19 protein-coding genes and 1 tRNA gene are annotated in these 22,710 nt (G+C 65.2%); 10 read left to right on the top strand and 10 right to left on the bottom strand.

The genetic code is table 11. The features are described 5' to 3' along the window. Window positions 1-141 precede the first annotated feature (141 nt). Together HIM68_RS05120 and HIM68_RS05125 are read left to right on the top strand one after the other, a co-directional pair. The gene (locus tag HIM68_RS05120; RefSeq protein WP_139468172.1) at window positions 142-642 is read left to right on the top strand and encodes an HNH endonuclease; all 501 of its coding nucleotides are present in this window, start codon (window positions 142-144) and stop codon (window positions 640-642) included. A gap of 167 nt (window positions 643-809) precedes the next feature. Next, on the top strand, window positions 810-1,874 hold the full coding sequence (locus HIM68_RS05125) for a universal stress protein (RefSeq protein WP_172170349.1): 1,065 nt from the start codon (window positions 810-812) through the stop codon (window positions 1,872-1,874). A 152-nt stretch (window positions 1,875-2,026) separates the two neighbouring features. Here HIM68_RS05125 and HIM68_RS05130 read toward each other — a convergent pair. Continuing rightward, window positions 2,027-2,102 (bottom strand) — tRNA-Arg (locus HIM68_RS05130). Window positions 2,103-2,209: 107 nt separating this feature from the next. Here HIM68_RS05130 and HIM68_RS05135 point away from each other — a divergent pair. Further along, window positions 2,210-7,177: a DUF4011 domain-containing protein gene (locus HIM68_RS05135; RefSeq protein ID WP_367647436.1), complete on the top strand. Its 4,968-nt coding sequence runs from the start codon at window positions 2,210-2,212 to the stop codon at window positions 7,175-7,177. 492 nt (window positions 7,178-7,669) lie between these two features. Here HIM68_RS05135 and mscL read toward each other — a convergent pair whose 3' ends face one another. The 4 genes from mscL to HIM68_RS05155 all read right to left on the bottom strand — a co-directional run bounded on the left by mscL (window position 7,670) and on the right by HIM68_RS05155 (window position 10,386). Then, entirely contained in the window at window positions 7,670-8,131 is a 462-nt protein-coding gene (gene mscL / locus HIM68_RS05140; RefSeq protein WP_062862383.1) for a large conductance mechanosensitive channel protein MscL, read from the bottom strand. A gap of 250 nt (window positions 8,132-8,381) precedes the next feature. Further along, entirely contained in the window at window positions 8,382-9,011 is a 630-nt protein-coding gene (locus HIM68_RS05145; protein WP_172170351.1) for an SAF domain-containing protein, read from the bottom strand. A gap of 205 nt (window positions 9,012-9,216) precedes the next feature. After that, the gene (locus tag HIM68_RS05150; RefSeq protein WP_172170353.1) at window positions 9,217-9,534 is read right to left on the bottom strand and encodes an FmdB family zinc ribbon protein; all 318 of its coding nucleotides are present in this window, start codon (window positions 9,532-9,534) and stop codon (window positions 9,217-9,219) included. Between the two features lie 123 nt (window positions 9,535-9,657). Next, window positions 9,658-10,386, bottom strand: coding sequence for a 5-formyltetrahydrofolate cyclo-ligase (locus HIM68_RS05155; RefSeq protein ID WP_367647437.1), 729 nt, complete (start codon window positions 10,384-10,386; stop codon window positions 9,658-9,660). 45 nt (window positions 10,387-10,431) lie between these two features. On the opposite strand from HIM68_RS05155, the gene galU reads away from it, so the two are divergent. The 3 genes from galU to HIM68_RS05170 all read left to right on the top strand — a co-directional run bounded on the left by galU (window position 10,432) and on the right by HIM68_RS05170 (window position 14,287). After that, window positions 10,432-11,334, top strand: a complete 903-nt coding sequence (galU, locus tag HIM68_RS05160) for a UTP--glucose-1-phosphate uridylyltransferase GalU (RefSeq protein WP_139468177.1) — start codon at window positions 10,432-10,434, stop codon at window positions 11,332-11,334. An 83-nt stretch (window positions 11,335-11,417) separates the two neighbouring features. Beyond that, window positions 11,418-12,014 (top strand): GNAT family N-acetyltransferase, encoded by a 597-nt coding sequence (locus HIM68_RS05165; RefSeq protein WP_139468299.1) that lies wholly within the window; start codon window positions 11,418-11,420, stop codon window positions 12,012-12,014. Window positions 12,015-12,130: 116 nt separating this feature from the next. Continuing rightward, the gene (locus tag HIM68_RS05170; protein ID WP_172170355.1) at window positions 12,131-14,287 is read left to right on the top strand and encodes a hypothetical protein; all 2,157 of its coding nucleotides are present in this window, start codon (window positions 12,131-12,133) and stop codon (window positions 14,285-14,287) included. A 188-nt stretch (window positions 14,288-14,475) separates the two neighbouring features. Here HIM68_RS05170 and HIM68_RS05175 read toward each other — a convergent pair whose 3' ends face one another. Together HIM68_RS05175 and HIM68_RS05180 are read right to left on the bottom strand one after the other, a co-directional pair. Continuing rightward, a complete protein-coding gene (locus tag HIM68_RS05175; protein ID WP_216656957.1) occupies window positions 14,476-14,955 on the bottom strand; it encodes a putative immunity protein in 480 nt (159 codons plus the stop codon). Between the two features lie 73 nt (window positions 14,956-15,028). Next, window positions 15,029-15,826 carry an IclR family transcriptional regulator C-terminal domain-containing protein gene (locus HIM68_RS05180; protein WP_367647438.1) on the bottom strand — a complete coding sequence of 266 codons (798 nt, stop codon included), beginning with the start codon at window positions 15,824-15,826 and terminating at the stop codon, window positions 15,029-15,031. A gap of 156 nt (window positions 15,827-15,982) precedes the next feature. Between HIM68_RS05180 and shiA the strand changes: the two genes are divergently transcribed. After that, window positions 15,983-17,347, top strand: coding sequence for a shikimate transporter (shiA, locus tag HIM68_RS05185; RefSeq protein WP_172170361.1), 1,365 nt, complete (start codon window positions 15,983-15,985; stop codon window positions 17,345-17,347). After that, window positions 17,347-18,414 carry a zinc-binding dehydrogenase gene (locus tag HIM68_RS05190; protein ID WP_172170363.1) on the top strand — a complete coding sequence of 356 codons (1,068 nt, stop codon included), beginning with the start codon at window positions 17,347-17,349 and terminating at the stop codon, window positions 18,412-18,414. The genes shiA and HIM68_RS05190 overlap by 1 nt, the downstream gene beginning before the upstream one ends. Window positions 18,415-18,487: 73 nt before the next feature. Here HIM68_RS05190 and HIM68_RS05195 read toward each other — a convergent pair whose 3' ends face one another. Then, the gene (locus HIM68_RS05195) at window positions 18,488-19,945 is read right to left on the bottom strand and encodes an NAD-dependent succinate-semialdehyde dehydrogenase (RefSeq protein ID WP_172170365.1); all 1,458 of its coding nucleotides are present in this window, start codon (window positions 19,943-19,945) and stop codon (window positions 18,488-18,490) included. 141 nt (window positions 19,946-20,086) lie between these two features. After that, window positions 20,087-20,833 (bottom strand): MerR family transcriptional regulator, encoded by a 747-nt coding sequence (locus HIM68_RS05200; protein ID WP_172170367.1) that lies wholly within the window; start codon window positions 20,831-20,833, stop codon window positions 20,087-20,089. A 121-nt stretch (window positions 20,834-20,954) separates the two neighbouring features. Between HIM68_RS05200 and HIM68_RS05205 the strand changes: the two genes are divergently transcribed. Further along, window positions 20,955-21,530 (top strand): DUF2306 domain-containing protein, encoded by a 576-nt coding sequence (locus HIM68_RS05205; protein ID WP_172170369.1) that lies wholly within the window; start codon window positions 20,955-20,957, stop codon window positions 21,528-21,530. Between the two features lie 63 nt (window positions 21,531-21,593). On the opposite strand, the gene HIM68_RS05210 is transcribed toward HIM68_RS05205, so the two are convergent. Then, entirely contained in the window at window positions 21,594-21,920 is a 327-nt protein-coding gene (locus tag HIM68_RS05210) for a GNAT family N-acetyltransferase (protein WP_172170371.1), read from the bottom strand. A 165-nt stretch (window positions 21,921-22,085) separates the two neighbouring features. Here HIM68_RS05210 and HIM68_RS05215 point away from each other — a divergent pair, with 165 nt between their 5' ends. Beyond that, the gene (locus HIM68_RS05215) at window positions 22,086-22,673 is read left to right on the top strand and encodes a GNAT family N-acetyltransferase (protein WP_139468186.1); all 588 of its coding nucleotides are present in this window, start codon (window positions 22,086-22,088) and stop codon (window positions 22,671-22,673) included. Window positions 22,674-22,710 lie beyond the last annotated feature (37 nt).

The raw sequence follows: 22,710 nt of genomic DNA on the forward strand, positions 1-22,710 counted from the left end.
TCCAGTCTCTGGTGCGGAGTACATATCTGTCTCCGTGCCCTCTTTCCCAGGCGTCGTGCCCATGAGCACGGCGCCTTTTGTGTTCCCCGGGGCCGGGGCAGCCGGTTTCGGCCCGATAGAGAAGAAGATGAGGGGCGAGATATGAAGACTCTCGTGCTGAACGCCGGTTATGAACCGCTGTCGATCGTTCCGTTCACACGAGCCGTGGTGCTCGTGCTGACCGGAAAGGCGACAGTTCTGGCCGCAGAGGACATTCCGGTGAGATCCGAGCACATGAGTCTCGATCAGCCCTCCGTCATCCTGCTCACCCGCTATGTGCGCCCGCCGAGCAACCGCCGCGTCTCGCTCTCCCGTCGCGGAGTCCTGCGTCGGGACGGCCACCGCTGCGCCTATTGCTCGAAACCGGCGTACACCGTCGACCACGTCGTCCCACGGTCTCGCGGAGGAGCGAACACCTGGGAGAATCTCGTCGCGTGCTGCCGCGAATGCAACAATCGCAAGGGCAATCGCACTCTCAGTGAGATCGGTTGGAAGCTCAGCTTCCTGCCGCAGGAGCCCCGCCTGGGTCAGCTGTGGATGCGTGGGATCGACAAGCCTGTCGAGAAGTGGCGACCATTCCTCGAATACTCCAGCGCTGCTTGACAACAGCTCCAGCGCCGCCTGAAAACGGGCCATCGTCCCAGATAGGGGACCGTGTTGTCCATATGTTGGCGCAATTCGGATAACGATGTGACATAGGTGAAGTTCTCACCGTCAATGTGCTCTAGGGTGGACGAAACAGAAGTTCGCTTCGACCCAAGGAGCTTGCGATGAGTGAGCAGGATCGCCCACAGAACCCCGACCCGGCCCCGGCCGGTGAGCCCGAAGCCGTCATCGTCGGAATCGACGGTTCGCCGCCGAGCCGCAATGCCCTGTCCTGGGCGATCCAAGAGGCACGCTCCCTGGACCGTCCGATCCGCCTCGTCGGCGCCTACACGATCCCGAGCGTGGCCGCGGCCGCCATCGACGTGTCCTATGTGCCCATCGACGACAGCTCGATCCGTGCGGCCGTGACGAACACGCTCAAGGAGGCCGCCGCCGAGGTGAAGGCCGCCGGTGTTCCCGTCGAGGCGGTCATCGAGATCGGAGACGCCGCTGGTGTGCTCATCGACGAATCGAAGACCGGCTGCCTCACCGTCGTCGGCTCCCGCGGGCGCGGGGGCTTCGCCGGTCGTCTCCTCGGCACGGTCTCGAGCGCTCTGCCGGCGCACTCCGCATGCCCGACAGTCGTCGTCCCCTCCTGCTGGGACAACCAGGCCGAGCGCCCCGCGCACCCGACCTCGTCGCGGCCGATCCGACAGGACGGCGTCGAGGTCGAAACCCACGACCCCAATGCCGAGTCGATCGAAGGTCTGCGCTTCGACGGGAAGGTCGTCGTCGGCGTCGACTCGCTCGGCGCCGAATCCCCGGCACTGTGGAAGGCTGCCCGACTGGCTGTGCGCCGTGGATCACCGCTGCACATCGTTGCCGTGATCACCACAACGGTCATCGGTCCCGAGTGGCTGCCGAGCACCGCCGACCTCGAACGCCTCGTCAACGAGGGCGCGGACAAACTCGTCGTCGCCAAACAGCGGCTGGCGGAGGAGTTCCCTGATCTCGACGTCACGTGGACGCTCTTCGACGGCCAGCCCGCCGAGGTGCTCGTCCGAGCCTCTGACACGGCCGAAGTGCTCGTCATCGGCTCGCGTGGCCGCGGCGGATTCGCCGGCCTCCTGCTCGGTTCGACCTCGCAGTCGGTGCTGCCGTACTCGCAGTGCCCGACGATGGTCGTCCGCGTCGCCCGCGATCACGGTCGCCGCAAGAGCAACGAGGCCCCGGCAGAGCCTGGCCTCTAGACCCCGCCTGAGTCCGTGAATCCCGATCACGAGGAGCGGATCCTTCAGGCCGGAAGACAATCACCGAGGCGGCCGATCGATACGATCGGCCGCCTCGGCGATGGTGGGTCTGGGCGACATCTGCAAGTGGATCTTGCTCGGACAGGTGGTTCTGGCGCCCCCGGGCAGATTCGAACTGCCGACACCCGCTTTAGGAGAGCGGTGCTCTATCCCCTGAGCTACGGGGGCCAGGTGGTCGTCCTCAACCACGATCACCCAGTGTAGCGTAGAAGAAACCTCACTGTTCCACGGTGTGCCAGCACCTATTATGGACAGATTCTCGTTAGGGTCGAATTGTGTCGGATTCCGTTAGAGACGAACAGTTCCCAGAACTCGGAGATGTCTTCGCCGAGTGGAAGAAGCAGGCTGCCCATCTGGGCGGTCGCGACACCATGCTTCATTTCCGGGACTCCCGTGACGGCAGTATCGACCTCTCCGGCGCCCACCCCTCCGGCCTGGCACAGCTGCTGGCCGGTCGCGCCACCCGACTCTCCAGCCTCATCCGCGACCACGACATCCTCACGGACGCGCGTCGGCGTGCGAAATCCATCCGGTCGAAGGCAGAGCAGCTCGACAACGAACGCGGCATCCGCACCGCCCACCTGGCGCTCGGATTCGCTTCGTGGACGGAGAAGGACGCGAAGTTCAAGTTCAATGCCCCCGTCGTCATGCGCCACATCACGCTGGTGCCTCGTGGGTCCCGAGTCGAGGACTACGAGATCGTGCTCGACAACGAGATCACGATCAACCCCGCTCTCGTCCAGCATCTGCGCGAGGAATACGACCTCGACGTGCCCGTCGACGAATGGGTCGACGCGACCGGCGGACCGCACGGCTTCGACCCGGGCCCGGCTCTCGACCGCCTGCGCGATCTGGGGCAGAACGTGCCCGGTCTGCGGATCAACCACCGCCTGATCATCTCGACGTTCGCGAACATCGCAAACCCGTTCTCTACCGACTACCTGCCTACCCAGCATCCCGTTCTGCGGGCGCTGGCCGGTGACGAGGACGTGCGTGCCTCCCTCGGCGGGCCCTCGTATGTGCCGCAGCCGGGCGTGCTCCCGGACGAGAAGATCGCCGCCGCCGAGAAGGCCGAAGCCGAGCAGAAGCGAGCCGAAGCGAAGAGAGTCGCCGGCGTCGACGCTGCCGCCGAGTCCGCAGACAAGGACACCGAACCCGCAGGCGGCGAGAAGTCGGCGCCTGAAGCGACCTCCGCGGACGCAGCGAAGTCAGGAGCTGAGACCAAGACTGCGGAAACGGCAGAAGGCGACCCCGCCGAGGATGCTGCTGAGTCCGCTGTTGAGTCGGCAACCAGCGGCGAGAAGACCGGTGAGAAAGCTGCGTCCGAGAAGCCTGCGGCCGAGAATGCTTCGTCCGAGGCAGCTGCCGGTGCCGCTGATGCAGCGGATGCCGATGCCGATGAGGACTACGGTCAGCCGACCGTGCCGATCACCGACGAACCACTCGATGCCGCAGAGCCGGTCACTGCCGCCGAGTCCGCCGTCGACACGACCACCGACGACGAGAAGACGTCGACCGATGCCGAAGCTGTATCGGCGACCAAGTCTGAGAAGACAGCACCCGCGGCTGAAGCCGACGGTGAAGACGTCGTACCCGCTGCGCTTCAGGAGCCGATCACCCCTCTTCCCGACCGGAAGCCGCAGGAGGAATTCCTCGTCATCGACGTCGACGGTGACCAGCAGGCCGTCGTCGACGCTGCCGTGTCCGGTCACTCCGTCGTCGTCGACACCCCGCCCGGAACCGGTGCCACCCAGGTTGCCGTCGCCGTGGCCACCACACTGGCACACACCGGCAAGAGCGTCCTCTTCCTCGCGCAGACCTCCGATGCGCTCGACGATTTCTCTGCTCGCCTCGGCGAGGTCGGACTCTCCGACTTCGCGGTCGACACCCGCGCTGGTTCGGAAGACATCCGCAAACAGCTCATCGGTCTCATCGCCTCGGCAGAGAAGTCCGAACGCCCGGACCTGTCTCACCTGCTGACCGAACTCAACGAACAGCGGGCGACCCTGGCCGACCACGTCTCCTCCCTGCACCGCAGGCGCAAGCCGTGGGACGTCTCCGTCTACGAAACCATGCAGCACCTCGCCGAACTGACCTCCGGTGATGACTCCCCGCAGACACCGGTGCGCTTCGATGACGATATCCTCGGCGCCAGCGACGACCGCCGGAACATCCTGCGCGGCAAACTCGGTGAACTCGCCGGACTGGGTGCTTTCACCCTCGATGTCGAAGACACCGTCTGGTTCGGAGCCGATCTCAAATCCGTCGAAGAGGCCGAAGCCGCACGCACCGTGGCCGAACGCATCGGTCGGATGATCCCCGACCTCGTCGCTGCCACCGAACCGGTGCTGCAGAAGGCGAAACTCAATCCGCGCCGCAATGTCGATGACTGGTCCCGCGCCGTCCGCGTGCTCCTGCGCGTGCGCAAGACGCTCGACAACTTCGCACCCGACATCTACGACCACCGCCTCGATGACCTCATCGCCGCCACTGGCACACCCGAATACCGGGCCGATGTCGGCGTCGAGATGGGCATGATGCAGCGCCGTCGACTGAAGAAGTCGGCCGCGGAGTTCCTCCGGCCCGGCGCCGAGGTGGCTGACCTCCACGAGGCACTCATCGACGTCCGAGCCCAGCGGGTCATCCTGTCGGACCTCGCCGGACATGACGGCCGCCCGCAGATCCCGCGCGGCGTCCTCGAAGCCGACGAGATCCTCCAGAGCGTGGAAGCCGATATGGCCAAGCTCGCCCCGATCCTCGAGACGACGCCGGACGGCGGGGACCTCGGATCGATGCTCATCGAGGAACTTCAGGCACGTGCCGAAGCGATGGGCAGCGATTCGGAGAACCTCGCCGATCTGCCCGAACGGTCCCGCCTGCAGCGTGAACTCGACGGCGAGGGCCTCGGCGATCTCATGGCCGATCTGCGCAGGCGCAAGGTCGACGAGTCACTCGTCGGCCCCGAGTTCGACCTCGCATATTGGGCCTCCGTACTGCAGACCATGGCCGGTGAAGATCCTGCGATCGGCCGCCACGACGGTGCCGCTCTCCACCAGGTGGCCGAAGGCTTCCGCGAGAACGACCGCGCATTCGTCGCCGCCGGTGCCTCCCGACTGCGCTACAACCATGCGCAGGCATGGAAGCGCGGAATCGAATCCGACCCGATCGCCGCCGGAGTCATCAAACAGGAGCTGCTGTCGAAGCACACCTCGACGAAGCGGATCTCCACGCAGGCACCCGAACTGCTGACGACTCTGGCCCCGGTGTGGATGGGCAGCCCGTACACGGTGCCCGAACTCTTCTCCGCTCTGCCTCTCTTCGATGCGGTCGTCATCGCCGATGCCGGACGGCTCTCGGTCGCCGATGTCGTCCCCGGAATCACCCGAGCCCGTCAGGTCATCTCCCTCGGAGACTCCCGCCTGCTCGGACCGCGCCCGTTCTCGATCGCGGTCGATCGCTTCGGCATGGACGACGGGAAACATCCCCGCTCGGTGCAGGACCGCCTCGGCGAGTTCCTGCCGCGGATGCGACTGTCGAACTCCTACCGCTTGTCCCCGGTCGGGCTCATCGACCTGGCCAACCGGCACTTCTACGATTCGACGATTTCGACGCTGCCGACCGCGCATACCGGTGAGGGCAGCGGCCTCGAATTCTCCTATGTCGCCGACGGCAGGGGCCCCACGGACATCGGGACCGGGCGGGTCGAGAGCCCCGACGCCGAGGTCAAACGCGTCGTCGATCTGGTGCTCAAGCACGCGCGGAATCGGTCGCGGGAGTCATTGGCCGTCGTCGCGCTCACCCCGCATCATGCGCAGCGAGTGGCTACGGCGATCTCGCGGGCGATGAAGGATCTGCCGTATGTGGCGGCGTTCTTCAACGATTCTTCGAAGGAACCATTCGTCGTCACCGACGCCGAACGCGTCCAGGGCATGTCGCGCGATGCCGTGATCTTCACCCTCGGCTATGGCCGCACCGTCCACGGTCGCGTCATCCACGACTTCGGTCCGCTGTCCGGGCCGGATGGTCGTCGCATCCTCGCGGCCACGATGACGCGGGCCAGGAAGCGGCTGACCCTGGTCTCGAGCATCGAGGCCGAGGACTTCGATCGCAGCAAACTCAACGGGGGAGCGGTCATGCTCCCACAGCTGCTCGAAGAGGTCGCGACCGGCGGCGTCCACCAGCCCGGACCGCACGGCGAGATCTACGATCCGCTGTTCAATGACATCGCCGACCGGCTGCTGCAGCTCGGCGTCGTCGCTCACGAACACTACAACGGCATCGACCTGGCCGTGGCGAACTCCACCGAGGACGAGCACGGAATGATCATCGCCGTCGCCGGTGACGGACCCGAATACGCGTCGATGCGCAGCCTGCGCCAGCGGGATCGGGTGCTGCCCGAACAGCTGAGCCGCCGAGGCTGGAAGTTCATGCGCGTGTGGTCGACCGATGCGTTCGTCGACCCGCAGACAGAGACCGAGAAGATCTTCGAGACCTGGCGTGCCACCGTGGAGACGATGAGCCCGCAGGCCGTGCTCAACGCGGCACGTGCCGCGTCGGTGGTCGTCGGCCGCACCGGCAGCCGACCGAAGCTCGTGCCCGGTCTGCCGATGCACAAGTACTCCGCCGAAGGCCTCGATCAGATGATCGACTGGATCCAGTCGGATGCGGTCGTGCGCGGCGACGGTGAGATCAAAGATCTGCTGCGCACCGCCCTGGCGCAGAAGGGCAACTCGAGCCGCGGCGATTCCCAATTGCAGGCCGCCGTCGACCGCTACCGCGAACGCCATGCGCAGGCGAAGAAAGTCACGGGCGCTGAGGTGTTCATCCCACGGTCGAACTCGGCCGGCCCTGTCGAAAACGACATCTTGCCGACCTTCGACACCGGTAAGATCCGTGCCGATGAGCTCCGCTCCGCCGGCCTCGTCCAGACCGCAAGCAATGACCAGGTCCCCGAGGCGGCCGACGAGTCCGCCCACGCTGATTCGGTTGATGCGAAGTCTGACAGTGCCGGTGAGGACAGTGCACGTTCGTCCGCGGAGGCAACTGCCACGCACGACTCTGAGGCCGCCAGTGCAGCTGGGGCCGAGTCCGCAGATGCGGGTTCCGCCGACGAGGATTCGACCGCCGCTGACATTGGCGGGTCGGATTCGGCCGAGGCGGAGTCGGGTGAGGCGGAGTCGGCTGAGTCCGGGACGGACGGGACCGCCTCGGCGAAGTCGGGGTCGAAGAACGACGATGCCTGACCGGCCCGCCGGCGCCGAGGATGCTGATTGCGACCGAGAAACGGGCGGCAGTGACCGAGAAACGGTTGATCCCAGTGTCATGGGGGCAGGCGGTGAGCCGGAAGAGCCATCGCACGGGGACGGCGAGTCCGGCGCTGAGCCGGTACAGCCATCACATGGCGACGGCGATGCCGAAACTGATGAGTCTCGGAGGGCCCGGGTCGAAGCGGCGAAGCGTCGATATCGAGCGACTCTGCGCAATGAAGCCGACTCCGGTGGCGGCGGCTTCAGCGAGGACTACTACCGTTCGCAGAAGCCCCCGCACTGGTCATAGCTCCTGATCCGTCTGGTGGCTTCGATCTGTCCGGGCATCTCCGCGCCCTTTACGGTCGGTCAATAGCGCCCGATCGGTCTCAGAAAGGCTGATAGGTTTCAAGCGGGCTGGAGAGGTTTCAGACATGAAGAAGGCCCGCTCTCGGATGAGAGCGGGCCTTCTTCGCGATCGGCTGGTGATCAGTGCCGCGGAGGCTGGTTCGGATCGATCGGACCGTCGGTAGCGGGACCCTCGGCAGGTCCGGCAGGCGAGGCAACCTGGTTGCGCAGGATCTCGCGGATGTCGCCGAGCAGATCCTCGGTGGTCGGAGGAACTTCTTCTTCGGGAGCTCCGCGCTTGCGCAGCTCGTTGAGCTTGTTCATCGGCACGATGATGATGAAGTAGACGATGGCGGCCACGATGAGGAAGTTGATGGCCGCAGTGATGACCGCACCGATATCAAGGGTGGCCTCGGGCACGCCTTCCTTGAGCGGGATCTGCAGGGCCGGTCCCTCAGCGCCACCGACAGCGGCGATGAGCGGGTTGATGATCTTGTCTGAGAAGGCGGTGACGATGGCGGTGAAAGCGCCGCCGATGATGACCGCTGTTGCGAGTTCGACGACATTCCCCTGGAGAATGAAGTCTCTGAATCCCTTAAGCATTAGAGAAACCCTTTCGGTGTGTGTTCACTGAAATGCTGTTATCGAATAGCTCAATTACGTTCCAATAGTACACATGGGTAACTCATTGTCAGCAGAAATGTTCTGCGAGTCTGATCATCGTATTGATGCTGCGGGTAATCGTTGTGATGCTCCGGGTAATCGGAACGCAGTGATGAATGCCGGTCGGGTGAACGCAGACTTCTCCGACCACCGCAGATCAGCAGGGCGGACGGCCCGGCGATGACATGGTTCAGCGAGGGAGGATTGCAAAGCTGATGGGGAGTCCGGCGAACTCGGCGACACGCCCGGCATCATCGGCGGAGAGGATCACGGAAACAAGTTGTCCTGACTCCGCGGCTATTCCTTCGGGTTTGTCGACGAGACGGGCGATCGTCACTTTCTCGACGACGATTTCCGACCCGCCATCGGGCAGGGACGAGAAGAGACGGATCTTCTGCCCCGGCTGGAGCAGTGCCGCCGAGGCGTCATCGGCCAGACGGATCGGCATGAGCAGATCGCGACTGCCTTTCGGCAGCGCCTGCTGATCGAGAACGATCGACGAGGTCAGGGGTGACCCCTTCGACAACCCCGCCGAGGTGGCCCGTCCCTTCACCTCATCAACCGACCTGAATGCCTTGTCGGGGACGAGGTCGGAAGGGAACTGAGTGAGAGTGAGGTCCTGGGCCTTGAGCTCGGTTCCGGGCGCCAGGTCCGACTTCGCGACGACGATCGCCGTTCCTGCGCTGCTCGGTGTGAGCACCCAGACGGCAAGAGCGCAGGCGCATGCGAGGCAGATGGCGGCGAGGATGCGCTGCGGCCGAATGCGAGACGGCCGTGACCAGCTAGAAGACGAGGACCGGATGCGGTGGAAGATGCCCATGCGCCGAGTCTGCGGCGGTGCGCGGCCCGCGGCAAGGGTACGGTACTTGCCTGTGGACAGTTCGTGCCGTCCACAGGCGATCGGTGTTTGAGTGACGAGAGCCGGTTCGGCGCGGTTTCCGGTCGGCTGGCGGCTGAGGCGAATCGCCTCGTGGGTAGAGGCGGTCAGCTGGCGGCTGGGAAGGTGCGCCAGCGACCGGCGTTGTTCAGCTGGCGGCTGGGGTGCTTGCTGCCGAGGAGCTGCTCGATGACGAAGTCGACGAGCTGGAAGATTCCATCGACGACGAGCTCGAGGACTCCTTCGAGGAGGAGTCTGAACTCGAGGAGCTGACGGTGCTCGACTTGCTCGAGCGGGAGTCAGTGGCGTAGAAGCCGGATCCCTTGAAGCTGATGCCCACGGCGCCGAAGACCTTCTTCAGGCGGCCCTGGCATTCCGGGCAGACGGTGAGCGAGTCATCGCTGAAGTCCTGATGAATATCAAAGGCGTGACCACAGCTCTTGCAGGCGTAGGAGTAGACGGGCATTCGAGACCTTTCTTCGACGACAAGATTATAGTGCACGTCGGAACCTCCCCGGAGCACCGGTCCGCAATATGCACAAGGTTATCCACATATCAACACGCGCGAGTGGGTGCTGATTCCCGACGATCAGGCCGTGAAGATGTGAGTTCCGTCGTCGGTGACGGCCTCCGGGATGCGCAGGTCCCAGACTTCTGCGGCGAGACCCTTGAGGTTGAGCTCGTAGGCGAAGCACACCCCGACAACGCGGGGACCCGAGCCAGGAGCTTCCGAACCAGAAGCTGCCGAACCATTGCGTTCCGAACCAGGGGGCTCGGAACCAGGAAGTCCCGATCCGAAAAGGCCCGACCCGAGAGGCTCGGCCCCGTGCGGGCCGAAGGTCCTGTCGTAGAAGCCGCCTCCGTTTCCCAGCCGAGCACCATCGGTGCCGAAGCCCAGGGCGGGGACGAAGACGAGGTCGAGGCCGATCGTGGGGGAGAGCAGCTGGGCGGCGGTGAGCAGCTCACCATCCCGGGCCGGTTCGCGGATTCCCCATCGGCCCTGCGGTCTCAGGCTGGCCATTGAACCAGTGACCTGGCCGAACATCAAAGGTTCGCCCACCTTGGTGACGACGGGCAGGTAGACGGTGCCGCCGGATGCGAGAAACTGATCGAGTGCCGGGTCGAGGTCCGGCTCTCCGGGCAGCGCCGCATAGGCAAGAAGGGAACGAACCGGTGTTTCTCGGATGAGGTCCCACGCAGCGGCCGCCACCGCCCCCGCAGCCGCCGTGGTCCCCGGAGTCGCCTCGATGAGGGAGCGGTCTGCGCGAGCTGCGCGGATGCGGGACCGCAGCTGCGCCTTCGAAGTTTGTGAGTCCACGCATTTCAGACTAACCGGGGTTGGCGGATTCGTTAAGATGACTTCATGAGTGATGAAGTGCAGCGCACCGTTCGCAAGGCCGTGATCCCCGTCGCCGGTCTCGGAACTCGGTTCCTCCCCGCCACGAAAGCCACCCCCAAAGAGATGCTCCCGGTCGTCGATAAGCCGGCGATCCAGTACGTCATCGAGGAAGCCGTCGATGCCGGTCTGCAGGACGTTCTCATGATCACCGGTCGGAACAAGCGGCCGCTGGAGGATCATTTCGACCGGGTTGACGGGCTCGAGGCAGCGCTCGCGCAGAAGGGCGACGACAAGAAGCTCGCCGCGGTGCGCCATCCCTCGGAACTCGCTGATATCCACTATGTGCGCCAGGGCGATCCCAAGGGACTCGGCCATGCCGTGCTCAAGGGGCGTCAGCATGTGGGCAATGAGCCGTTCGCGGTCCTCCTCGGTGATGACCTCATCGATGAGCGCAGCCCGATCCTGCCGAAGATGATCGAGGTCGCGGAGAAGACCGGCGGCAGTGTCGTCGCCCTCATGGAGGTTCCGCCCGAGGCGATCCACCTCTACGGCTGTGCCGCCGTCGAGTCCACTGCTGACGACGAGGTCGTCAAGGTCACCGACCTCGTCGAGAAGCCCGCCACCGAGGATGCTCCGTCGAATCTCGCCATCATCGGCCGCTACGTGCTGGCGCCGGAGATCTTCGATGTCCTCGAGACGACGAAGCCGGGACGCGGCAACGAGATCCAGCTCACCGATGCCCTGCAGGAGCTCGCCGGAGACGACGAGGGCCACGGCGTCTACGGAGTCGTGTTCAAGGGCGCTCGCTACGACACGGGAGACAAGCTCGACTACCTCAAGGCCGTTGTGCAGATCGCATGCGACCGGGAGGACCTCGGCGACGATCTCAAAGCGTGGCTGCGCGAGTTCGTGCCGACGCTGGACTGAGCGCCGACACGGCTCCGAGCCGACCGTCCTGGTTCAGCCCATCCGGGCAGACCGACCTTGATCCCGAGAGCGAGGGCAGCCGTGTGTGGCCCGTCATCCTGACTGATCGACAGTCCGATATCGTGCTGCGACCGCTGCGCCGCCGCGACGAAGAGGCCTGGCGAGAGGTCCGCCGATTCAACCGCGACTGGCTGCGCCCGTGGGATGCGACCCTGCCTGCGCCGGGCCAGGAGCTGCCGGGGTTCCGCACGATGGTGCGGATGCAGGACAAACAGGCCAAACGCGGGCAGACCGTGCCGTTCGCCATCGAGGTCGACGGGAACTTCCGCGGACAGATCACCGTATCGGGACTGAGCTGGGGTTCGATCCTGTCCGGGCAGATCGGTTACTGGATCGACTCGCGCGTGGCCGGGCGCGGTATCACTCCGGTCGCCGTGGCGATGGCCGCCGACCACTGCTTCTTCGCCCTCGGACTCCACCGCATCGAAATCAACATCCGCCCGGAGAACACCGCGAGCCTGCGCGTGGTCGAGAAGCTGGGTCTGCGCGATGAGGGGCTGCGCGAGAAGTACATGCACATCGATGGGCAGTGGTGCGACCACCGCACCTTCGCCCTCCTCGCCGAGGAGGTCCCTCAGGGTCTGCTGGCCGCTTACAGGCACGGCACCGGCGGGTGGTAGACGCGAACCGGGGACGTCCAGCCGCCGCCTGGGAATTCGGTGAACTTCGCCCCAGTTTGACCGACACACCTCGCGTCTTCACGACTTCCCTGATGCCTGCAACTTAGGGTGGCATTGTGGACACCAGCATCATCGTCGTCATCGCCATCGTCGTGGTCTTCGCCGTTGCTGTGCCCGCAATGATTCGGAAGTCCGCGACGGATCTCTCGCGCGTCGAAATCGACACGGTTCCGGACAATGCGGCCGTCGTCTCCGCCGAGACAGCCATCCCCGGGCACGACCATTCGGAGCGCATCCAGGTCTTTCACGACAAACCTCGGAAGGTGCCGTCGGTTCCGACCCCGGACGTCTCACAGGAAGTCGAGGCCCCGAAGCTGAGTCTCTCGGCCTCCACTCCCGAGTTCGCCGTCATCGACGGTCACGCCGAAGCACACACCATCACCGAGGCCGCTGAGCACGCCCAGCTCAACGTCCTTCCCGTTGCGGTCGGTGAAACCTACTCCTCCCTGTCCGCCGACCATGCGGCCGTCGGTCGCGGTGTTGTCGTTTCCAGCGTAGGCGTCGGCACTGACACGGGTGTTCGTGCAGGCGCTGCCACTGACAATGTGCGACTGCTCCACCCCGCGGTCCATGCCGTCTTCAACGACAGCGGCCGCTCCGTCGGGCAGTCGGACAGACAGGGCCGTTCGCCACAGGCCCATCCGCCGCACTCGACCGGCGCGGGGCACAAGGCGTCGACGAGCCGGATGGCTTCGGCCGGCGCCGGTCCAGCTCCTCACGGAGGCGGACCACGTGAAGGCCGGTCCCGGACGGGACGCGGCGGCCACCTCGGCGAGGGGATGGCCGGCACAGATGGACAGAACCGACAGATTTCCAATCCGACCATCGGAACCGATGAGGAACATGCGATGACCGAGCAAGCCACGACCCTGCGGGAGTCACTGAAGTCGCTGAACACCATGGTCAGGGGCTTCTCCCTGGTCTTCCTCGCCTCGGTTCTCGGCATCCTTGTGTCGAGTGTGCTCGCGGCCTTCTCGGTCGTGCACATCGCCTTGGCCGGTGTCTTCCTCGGGCTCGCGGTCGTCACTCTCTTCCTCGTGCGCACGCTCAATCTGCGCAAGCGGGAGGCGAAGAAGAAGCTGCGACGTCTGCAGGAGACCGCACGGTCACGGTCAGCGGGCCAGCCGAAGCGTGCCGCTGAGCCGGAGCACGCCGCCAAGGTCGAGCGTGCCGCCGAGCCGAAGTCGGCCGAACCGTCGACTGCCACGGCACGACAGACTGCCACAGCCAGGACGACTGATGCTCAGCCTGTAGCTGGATCGCAGCCAGCTCGCACGGGCGCGAAGTCCGCGAAGTCGCAGACCGTTCCGGTCAAGCAGCAGCCTCGCACGGCCCCGGCATCGACCTCGAGCGGAACCGCTGCCCGGATCGCCGCGGCCGCCCAGGGCACAAGCGCGGCGGCGAAGGCCGCGCAGGCTCGCGCTGCGATGAACCGCTCCGCCGCGGCGAAGAAGTCCCGCGAAGAGGCCGACACCGGAGAGATCCCGCTCGTGCGCATCCGCAAGGAAGCCGCCGAGGGCCACACCACGCGCCAGGTCCTCCTCACCGGACCGATCCCGGTCGTGAAGGAGAACGCCACCGCAGACGGTGACGCGACTTCCGCCGAGGTGGCCGCCGGCTCGGAGGCCGCCTCGACGTCGGGCACCGTCGCCACCGCGGAATCAACGTCGACGGCAGAGCCAAAGGCGACGAGTACCAACATCGACCGCGAGAACGATGCCGACGCCGCCTCGGCGACGTCTGCAGAGAAGGCTCGGACCGAGTCCACCAAGACCCCGGTCTCTCTCGGAGCCGACCTCCTCACTGAGACCGAAACCGTCGCAGATGCGGCCGGTCGAAAGGAAGTCGATGCGGATGTGCACGCTGCACTTGATGCGGCGGCTCGCACGGTCGAGGACCCGTTCATGCAACGCCTGAAATCGCGCGACGGCTGGTCGCCGACCCCGCTGCCGGTGCCCAGCTATGTCGACGCACCCGAAGCCGAGCATCCGGTGCCCTCGGCATCGGCGGCCGATGCCAGCTCGTACGAAACCGAGGCCCGCAGCCGTGAAGATATCGCGGCTCAGTTCGCCGAAGAGCTCGGCTACCGGCCGGAACTCAGCGACTCCGCCCGCGAGGAAGGACCCCTTGGCCACGGGCGCAAGGCGATCCGGACGACGAAGGCCGCCGACCTCGGTGCAGTCAACGACGTTCTCGCTCGCCGGCGCGCGTGAAGCCCCGAAGTCGCTGAAGCGAGGTCCGCACGGATTTCGCGATGCCGACGCAGAAGCCCCGCCAATCGGCGGGGCTTCTGCGTGCCAGGGTTACGGTGTCCACGAGGGTGAGTCGCTGGCAGCCCGCTTCACGACAGATAGCAGCCGTTCTAAAGCGTGCTGTCTGCCGTGGAGGGTGCCGCCAGCGATCAGGCGCTGAAGACCGACCAGCAGATCGCATCGCGGCGTGCCTGATCTTCCAGCACGAGTTCGCGGACTTCATTCGGCAGCCGGTCACGCTGCCAGTCGCGTTCGGCGCGACCGGCCCCAAGGTCCTTCCCCGATGTCCCTCGGGCCGCTTTGATCGCGTAGGCCGCCGCCCCCAGATCGTGTTCGGCGACGTGTCCGACACAGGCCGACTGCCCCGCCGCATAAGCGGCGAACCGGGCTGGCCCACGCAAGGGTCGTGCCGCACTCATGGCATGACCGCCGAGGGCGCGAGCCTCCATCATCGGCATTTCACCAGCTGCCCACGCCCGGGCGGCGGCAATGGCTTCGCGAGGTCGCTCGTCCTCGGGGCAGACGGCTTCGAAGACCGGCAGGACGTGTTCGGCGCAGTCGGCGGCCCACAGCGCGAGAAGACGGTGGTCGGCATCGGTGAGGGAGCCGCCTCGGCGAATCGTGATCATCCGAGGATCTCGGACCTCCGGCAGGATCACGGATGAACCCGGACGATCACCCTTGCGGCGGGGCAGCTGTTCGTCATTGGGAGCGCCCGCCGAAGTCCTCAGCGATCGACGCCGCGACGGCCTGTAGGCGTGGGACGACGTCGTCCTCGATCGAGAGTCCACGCAGATGGGACGTGTGCAATGAGACATTGAGCGCGGCCAAGGTGGTATCGCCTCGGCGGACGGGCACGGCCAATCCTCGCAGCCCCTCGTCGAGCTCCTGCGATACGAGGCACCATCCCTGTTCGCGGATGCGCTCGAGTTCCCTGCCGAGCTCCTCCCTGGAAGACACTGTCCTGTCGGTGAATGTGGAGATCTCGGTGCGGTCGAGGAAAGCCTGCCGAACCGTCGGCGGCAGCTCGGAAACGAGGATCCGGCCCATCGACGTCGCCCAGGCGGGCAGTCGATTGCCGAGATTGACGGTGACGGTGTGCAGCCGCGGAGCAGTGGCGCGGGCGATGTAGACGATATCGTCCTCATCGAGGATGCTCAGCGTCGCGGATTCGTCGAGATCGTTCGCGAGCCGGTTGAGATGGGGCTGAGCGACCTTCGGAAGGTCGAGCCCGGCGAGGAACCCTGCACCGATGTCGAGCACGCGCGGGGTGAGCGAGAACTGGGTGCCGTCACTGCTGAGATACCCGAGATCGACTAGCGTGAGAAGGAACCTGCGGGCAGCAGCCCGAGTCAGACTCGTCGCCTCGGCAACCTGAGTGACCGTCAGTCGCGGATCGTCAGAAGTGAACGCCAACAGCACCGACAGCGTCTTTTCGGCAGACTTCACGTAATGGTCGCCGGTCGACGCATCTGCTCCTGAATTCTTCTCTGACTTCACCGTCCCAGGGTATCGGCAAGGTCCGATCCATTCTGCATTGTGCGCTATGTGCACACATGTACGTTTACCGCACATCGTGATACTGTGATCTGCGACAAGCACGAGCACGCCCTCATCGCGGAGGAACCGCGAGGCCATCATTCGAAGGGGAATGTCATGTCAGCACCGGACAGCACGCACGCGGGAGCCTCCGCGGAACTCAAGCGGGCCAGGCGGGCCGCCGCCGGGTCGTTCATCGGCGCAGTCGTCGAATGGTACGACTTCCTCCTCTACGGAATCGTCGCCGCACTGGTCTTCGGGGAGCTCTTCTTCCCCGACTACAGTTCCCATGCGGGAACACTCGCCGCATTCGCGACCTTCGGCGTCGGATTCATCTTCCGCCCGCTCGGCGGCATCATCTTCGGCCACTTCGGCGACCGCCTCGGGCGCAAGTCGATGCTCGTGTGGACGATGACGATCATGGGCGTGGCCACTGCTCTCATCGGATTCCTGCCAACCTACCAATCCGTCGGCTGGCTCGCTCCTGCCTTGCTGGTGCTGCTGCGTTGCATCCAGGGGATCGCCGTCGGCGGGGAATGGGGCGGTGCGGCGCTCATGGCCGTCGAAAGCGCACCGTCGAAGCTGCGGGCATTCTTCTCCAGTGGAGTGCAGATCGGATATTCCTTCGGGCTGCTGCTGGCCACCGGGCTCGTGGCTCTGCTCAGCAGCAATTTCTCCGCTGAAGCATTCCTTGCCTGGGGTTGGCGCATTCCGTTCTTCTTCAGTGCCGTCCTCGTCCTCGTCGGGCTGTGGATCCGTGCAGGCGTCGAGGAATCCGAGGAGTACGTCGAGCGTGTGAAGAATGCGAAGACCGACAAGACCGCGAAGCTGCCGATCTTAGAGGCCTTCAAACGCTATCCGGCACAGATCTTCCAAATCGTCGGGCTGCGCTTCATCGAACTGCTGACCATGTACATCGTCACGACCTTTGCTCTGTCGTATTCGACCGAGCAACTCGGGCTCGATCGACAGATCATGCTCAACATCACTCTTCTCGTCGGTGGTCTCGGCATCGTCACGATCCCCGCCTTTGCCTACCTCTCCGACCGCTACGGGCGCCTGCGGGTCTACCTCACCGGCGGCGTCATCGGCCTTGTCGGCACCGTCCCGTTCTTCCTCTTCCTCGAGGCCGGCAACATCGTCGGCATCGTCATCTTCGCCGTTCTGCTCATCAACATCGCCCACGATGCCGTCGTCAGCGTCCAGCAGCCGCTGTTCGCTGAGATGTTCAGTCCCGAATTCCGCTACAGCGGAGCGGGCGTCGGGTACCAGCTCGCCAGTGCCATCGCCGGCGGCTTCACCCCCTTCATCGCGACATTCCTCGTCGGACTCGGCAACGGGACCTGGTACCTCGTGGCGGCCTACCTCGGGGGCGGCTGCCTCATCTCGATCTCGATCGCCATGCACCTCGTGCGCAAATGGCAGATCGGCCGCCGCGCCGAACGCTCCACTGTCGAATCCACTCAGGTCGTGTCCGCCTGATGGTTCGCTGCCCCTCTTTCGCCGCCGCCCTGCCGACCGGTGAGAAGCGCGTCGAAGCGAAGTCTGCCTCGAGCGGAACGATCCAGTCTGTCGAGATCACCGCGCCAGGTCGCGTCGAGGTCCTCACTCGACCGGGACCGCCTGGGCGCCCTGCCTCCGGGCATGTGAGGGTGCGGATGCTCGCGGTGGGAATCTGCGGCACCGATCTCAGCCTGGCCTCCGGTTCGCGGACGCCTCCCGAGCTGCCGTGGCGACTCGGACACGAAGGTATCGGAGAGGTCATCGAGGTGGGGCGCGGGGCCGAGGAATGGGCGATCGGCGACAGAGTCGCGCTTGAACCCAACATCACCTGTGGGCGGTGCGAGTACTGTCTTCGGGGCGTGACCTCGGCATGTGTCTCCCGGCTGAGCGCCGGCGTGCTCACTCAGCCGGGATTCCTCGCCGAGGTGGTCGACCATCCCAGCGGATTCTGCCACCGCGTGCCGGCTGGGATACCTGTGGAGCGCGCCGTATGCGCCGAACCGTTGGCGGTTGCTGCTGCGGCGATCCGCCGCACCGAACTGCAAAGTGGGGAAAACGTCCTCATCATCGGTGCCGGAGCTCAAGGACTGTTGGCAATACTCGTTTTCGTGGATCTCGGCTATCGTCCCTGGGTGAGTGAACCGGACGAGGCCCGGCTCCGATTGGCGGTCGAGCTCGGAGCCCGGGCATTCGTCCCCGGCGCCGGCCCGGCACCTCAGGTCGTCATCGATGCGGCCGGAGTCTCAGAGGGACTCGCGGCAGTCGTCGACCAGCTCTCTCCTTTCGCAAAGGTCACAATCGTCGGAGAGGATCAGGACCGCCTCGGTGCGTCGAGCTTCGATATCGTCCAGCGGCAGCTGAGCATTCGTGGCTCTTTCATCTACGAGCACCCGCAGGATATGGCGACCGCGGTCGCCATGCTCGAGACGCTGCCGACCGAGGCTATCGTCGGCCCGGCACTCTCGCTCGACGAAGCACCCCATCTGCTCGGTATCAATGCCGGCCGTCGGCCCGGGGTCAAACAGTGGGTGGACCTGCGCGGCTGACCGTCCCGGGGGAGCGCCGAGGGAGTCAGCCGCCGTCGAAGATCGCGCGCAGCAGCGGCTTTCCGGGCCCGGGTCAGCTGCGGGGCATCGCCACGTACTTGACCTCGAGGAACTCGTCGATGCCCACACGGCCGCCCTCCCTGCCGAGGCCGGACATCTTCACTCCGCCGAATGGCGCCGCCGGATTCGAAACCAGTCCGGTGTTGAGTCCGACCATGCCGACCTCCATCTTGTCGGCAAGGCCGAGGGCGCGTTCGACGTTCTCGCTGAACAGGTAGCCGACGAGCCCGAACTCTGTCTCATTGGCCAGAGCGATGCCCTCTTCGTCCGAGTCGAAAGTGACGATCGGTGCCACGGGGCCGAAGATCTCCGTGGTGCGGATCTCGGCGTCATCGGGAATGTCGGTCATCACCGTCGGGGTGTAGAAGAACCCATTGCCTTCGATCCGGGACCCTCCGGTGAGGACCTTTGCTCCCTTGGCCACGGCCTCATCGACGAGGCCGGCGACCTTGTCGAGGGAATCCTGATCGACGAGCGGGCCCATCTCGGTGTCCTCGTCGAGGCCGTTGCCGACCTTCATCGCGCCGATGCGTTCGGCCAACCGCGAGGAGAATTCCTCTGCCAGTGAGGAATGGACGAACATGCGGTTCGCCGCGGTGCAGGCCTCGCCGCCGTTGCGCATCTTCGCGACCACCGCGCCTTCGACAGCCTTTTCGATGTCGGCATCGGCGAAGACGACGAACGGAGCGTTGCCCCCGAGCTCCATCGAGGTCTTCATGACTGTGTCGGCAGCCTGCTTGAGCAGCCCCACCCCGACCTCGGTGGACCCGGTGAATGTGACCTTGCGGACGATGCCTGACTCCATCCAGGGAGTGACGACACGGCGCGCAGACTCGGAAGTGACGAGGTTGAGCACCCCGGCGGGGAGTCCGGCTTCGACGAGGACGTCGACGAGCATGAGCGACGTCAGCGGGGTCAGCTTCGCAGGTTTGAACACCATGGTGCAGCCGGCGGCGATGGCGGGACCGATTTTGCGAGCGCCCATGGCAAGAGGGAAGTTCCACGGGGTGATGAGAATGCAGGGACCGACGGGTTCGCGGGAGATGAGCATGCGGTTCTTGCCGTCCGGCGACTGCGAGTAGTCGCCTTCGACGCGCACCGCCTCTTCGGAGAACCAGCGGAAGAATTCGGCGCCGTAGGTGACCTCGCCCTTGGACTCGGCGAAGGGCTTGCCCATCTCGGCGGTCATGACCGCGGCGATGTCGTCGGCACGATCGATGAGCAGTTCGAAGGTCCGCCGCAGGATCTCGGAGCGCTCTCGCGGCGAGGTGGCCGCCCAGCCTGACTGTGTGTCACCGGCGACCTTGATGGCTTCTTCGGCATCGGCGGCGGAGCCGTCGGCCACGGTGGTGATGAGATCGCCTGTCGCGGGATTTCGAACCTCGATGGTCTTGCCGCCTTCGGCCTCTCGCCATCTGCCGCCGATGAACAGTCCGGTGCCCAGCTTGTCGATGATCGGGGTGATGTCCACGACGCGTCCTCCTTGAGTGTCGTCAGTGCAGAACCGCGTGGTCGGCGTGAGAACGTCCCCGCCGCAGTATCGTAACGCGGCCGCTTCCAGTCTAGTCCTCGTCGGGCCACTGCGCCTTGGGCATTTCGCTGCCGTCGCCTGTCAGGCGCCGGACCTGTAGGGCTCATCGCCTCCGGAACCGCCGTCGACCGCATCCGAAGCGCGGGCGATCATCGACAGTGACGCATGAGCCAGCGCACTCGCGGCGATGAGCAGACGATTGGACATCGTGATGCCGCGGATCACGCTCAGGCAGACCCTGTCGCGACTGTGCTCGACGCTGATCGGGCGGACATGAGACTGAGCGATAGGGGCAATGGCCCGGCATTGGGCGACGATCGAATCGACGGTGACCGGGTATCCACCCGCATCGACCACCGCGACGACACGGGCCAGTGCATTCCTCGCTGCCGATTCCTCATCGGGCCAACCGAGGCGATCGATCACCTCGGAGACCAGATCATCGAAGCGGTCAGGGACGGGGGAGGTTGCGGTCGGATGTCCTCCAGAGGCCCGCAGGGCGAACGGCGGGGAACCCGGTGCGCGCTGCGCCGAGGCGGGCAGTCCGGAATTCCCGCGCAAGGCGAGCTCCTGGCATACGCCCATCAGCTCGATCGTCGGCAGCGATTCGTCATCGATGGCGCGGGTGAGTTCAGCGATGTCGGCGATTGGAGTGGCCAGCTCCTCGCGCAGCCAGCGGATGAGCGCCAGCCGGTGCAGATGCGCCTCGTCGTAGACGGCCGTCGTCGCATTCTTCTTCTGTCCAGGCGGCAGAAGCCCCTCGTGGATGTAGTACTTGATACTCGCCGCCGAGACGCCGGCGGCCTTTGCCAATGCGCTGAGCTTCACTGTGCCCCTACTTCTGCGGGTTGCTTTTGCAGGTTTCGTCCTCGACGACGGTGAATGGATAGTGGAAGCGGCGTTCACTATCCATGTTGCCCCACTTGGTTAGTGACACTATCTTAATGACATGTTCTCACTCTTCATCGCCATCCATGCCATCGCCGCCACGGGTGTCGTCCTGCTGGGACCCATCCAGATCATCCGCCGCACCAAGGACCGCAAGCACCGTTTCATCGGACGGTCCTGGGTCATTCTCATGTACTTCGTGTGCACCAGCGGAATGTTCATCTACTCGCTCACCGGTTCCTTCACGCTCTTCCACGCCCTGGCGATCTGGACCTTCATCTCCACCACGCTCGGCGTCATCGCGATCCGCCGTGGCAATGTCCGCCGCCACATCGGAATGATGGTCGGCTCCTATCTGGGTGCACTGATCGCAGGCATCTTTGCCGCTGCAGTCCCCGGACGAGAGATCCCACAGCTGGCAGTCAATGACCCAGGACTGCTGTGGTCACTCGTCGCCGCGGTCATCATCGTGGCAGTCACCGCCTGGGCGATCTTCGTCCTGCGCTTCGTCTCCGGACACGACCGTCAACAGGAGATCGTCGAGAGCGCGAACATCGTGGGCAATGCAGAAGAAGGCGCCAGCGGCGAACCGCTGACGCCCGCGAAATTAAGCGAAGCAGGCCCGGTCACTGCGTAATGACGACTCTGGGGTGCGAGTTGACGTCCCCGGGCAGGGAGCTGACGAGACCGAGCGTGACGCTCAGGCGACGAACTTGTCGAACTCGTCGTTCTTGACCAGGAAATTCTGCACGTAGGAGCACGTCGTCCGGAACTTCAGCCCCTCCTCGGCGCTGGTCTCCAGTGCATAGCGCACCAGCTTGGCGGCCAAGCCACGGCCGCCCCACTCGGGGGACACCTCGGTGTGGGTGAAGATGCGCACCGGGCCGTCGGCGGCGTCATCGGCACTCGCCTCACGGTCGATGTAATCGACGAGACCGATGACCTTTCCGGAGTGGGAGACGGTGAAGCGTTTGGCCGCAGCATCCTCGGTGATGGTGAAGGTCTCTCCCGAGATGTCGATGTCCATGGTCATTCCTCCCGAATGTCCGTGCCGGCGGCACTGCGCGATGGTCGTCGGCGTTCGATCGGCGATCGCCGCTGTCCTGACAACTGACACTATAGTTCTGTTTCTGAGGAAGCGACTAGCCTGGTCTGACGCAGCCGACCGGACGATCTTGAAGGAGTCCCACCTATGACCGCACACCCCTCGGCGACCCTGGTCGACGCGCACCGCCAGAAGCTGCGCGCAGTCGGATTCGAGGTCACCGAACTGACGTCCGCCGACATTCCCGACTACGTCGAGCTCGTGTCTTCGGCCTACCGCGGCGAGGGATCGAAACAGGGGTGGACCACCGAGGCGGACCTGCTCGGGGGACAACGGCTCGACGGTCCGATGGCCGAGGACATGCTCGCCGAGGCGGACTCCCAGATCCTGCTCGCCCGCGATGATCAGGGTCGTGCCGTGGCCAGCGTCTATGTGCGAGAGCCCGAAGACGGGGCCGCCTACCTCGGGGTGCTCGCCGTCTCTCCGCTGGGACAGGGCAAAGGGCTGGGGTCGTTGCTCATCGGCCTCGCCGAGGCGTGGGTGGCCGAACATTGGGGTGCGACGTCGATGCGGATGAGCGTGATCAATAAGCGTGACGAACTCATCGCCTACTACGAACGCCGCGGCTACGTGCGCACCGGCGAAATCGAGCCCTTCCCCTACGGCGACGAACGCTTCGGTCTGCCGAAGGTCGACGACCTCGAATTCGTGTTGCTGGCCAAGCCCTTGAGCTGAGGGGCGGCAGAAGCGTGGTTGCAGCCGAAGAACGGGT

The sequence above is a fragment of the Brevibacterium sp. CT2-23B genome (genome assembly GCF_013168765.1).
GTDB classification, from domain to species: Bacteria; Actinomycetota; Actinomycetes; order Actinomycetales; family Brevibacteriaceae; genus Brevibacterium; species Brevibacterium sediminis.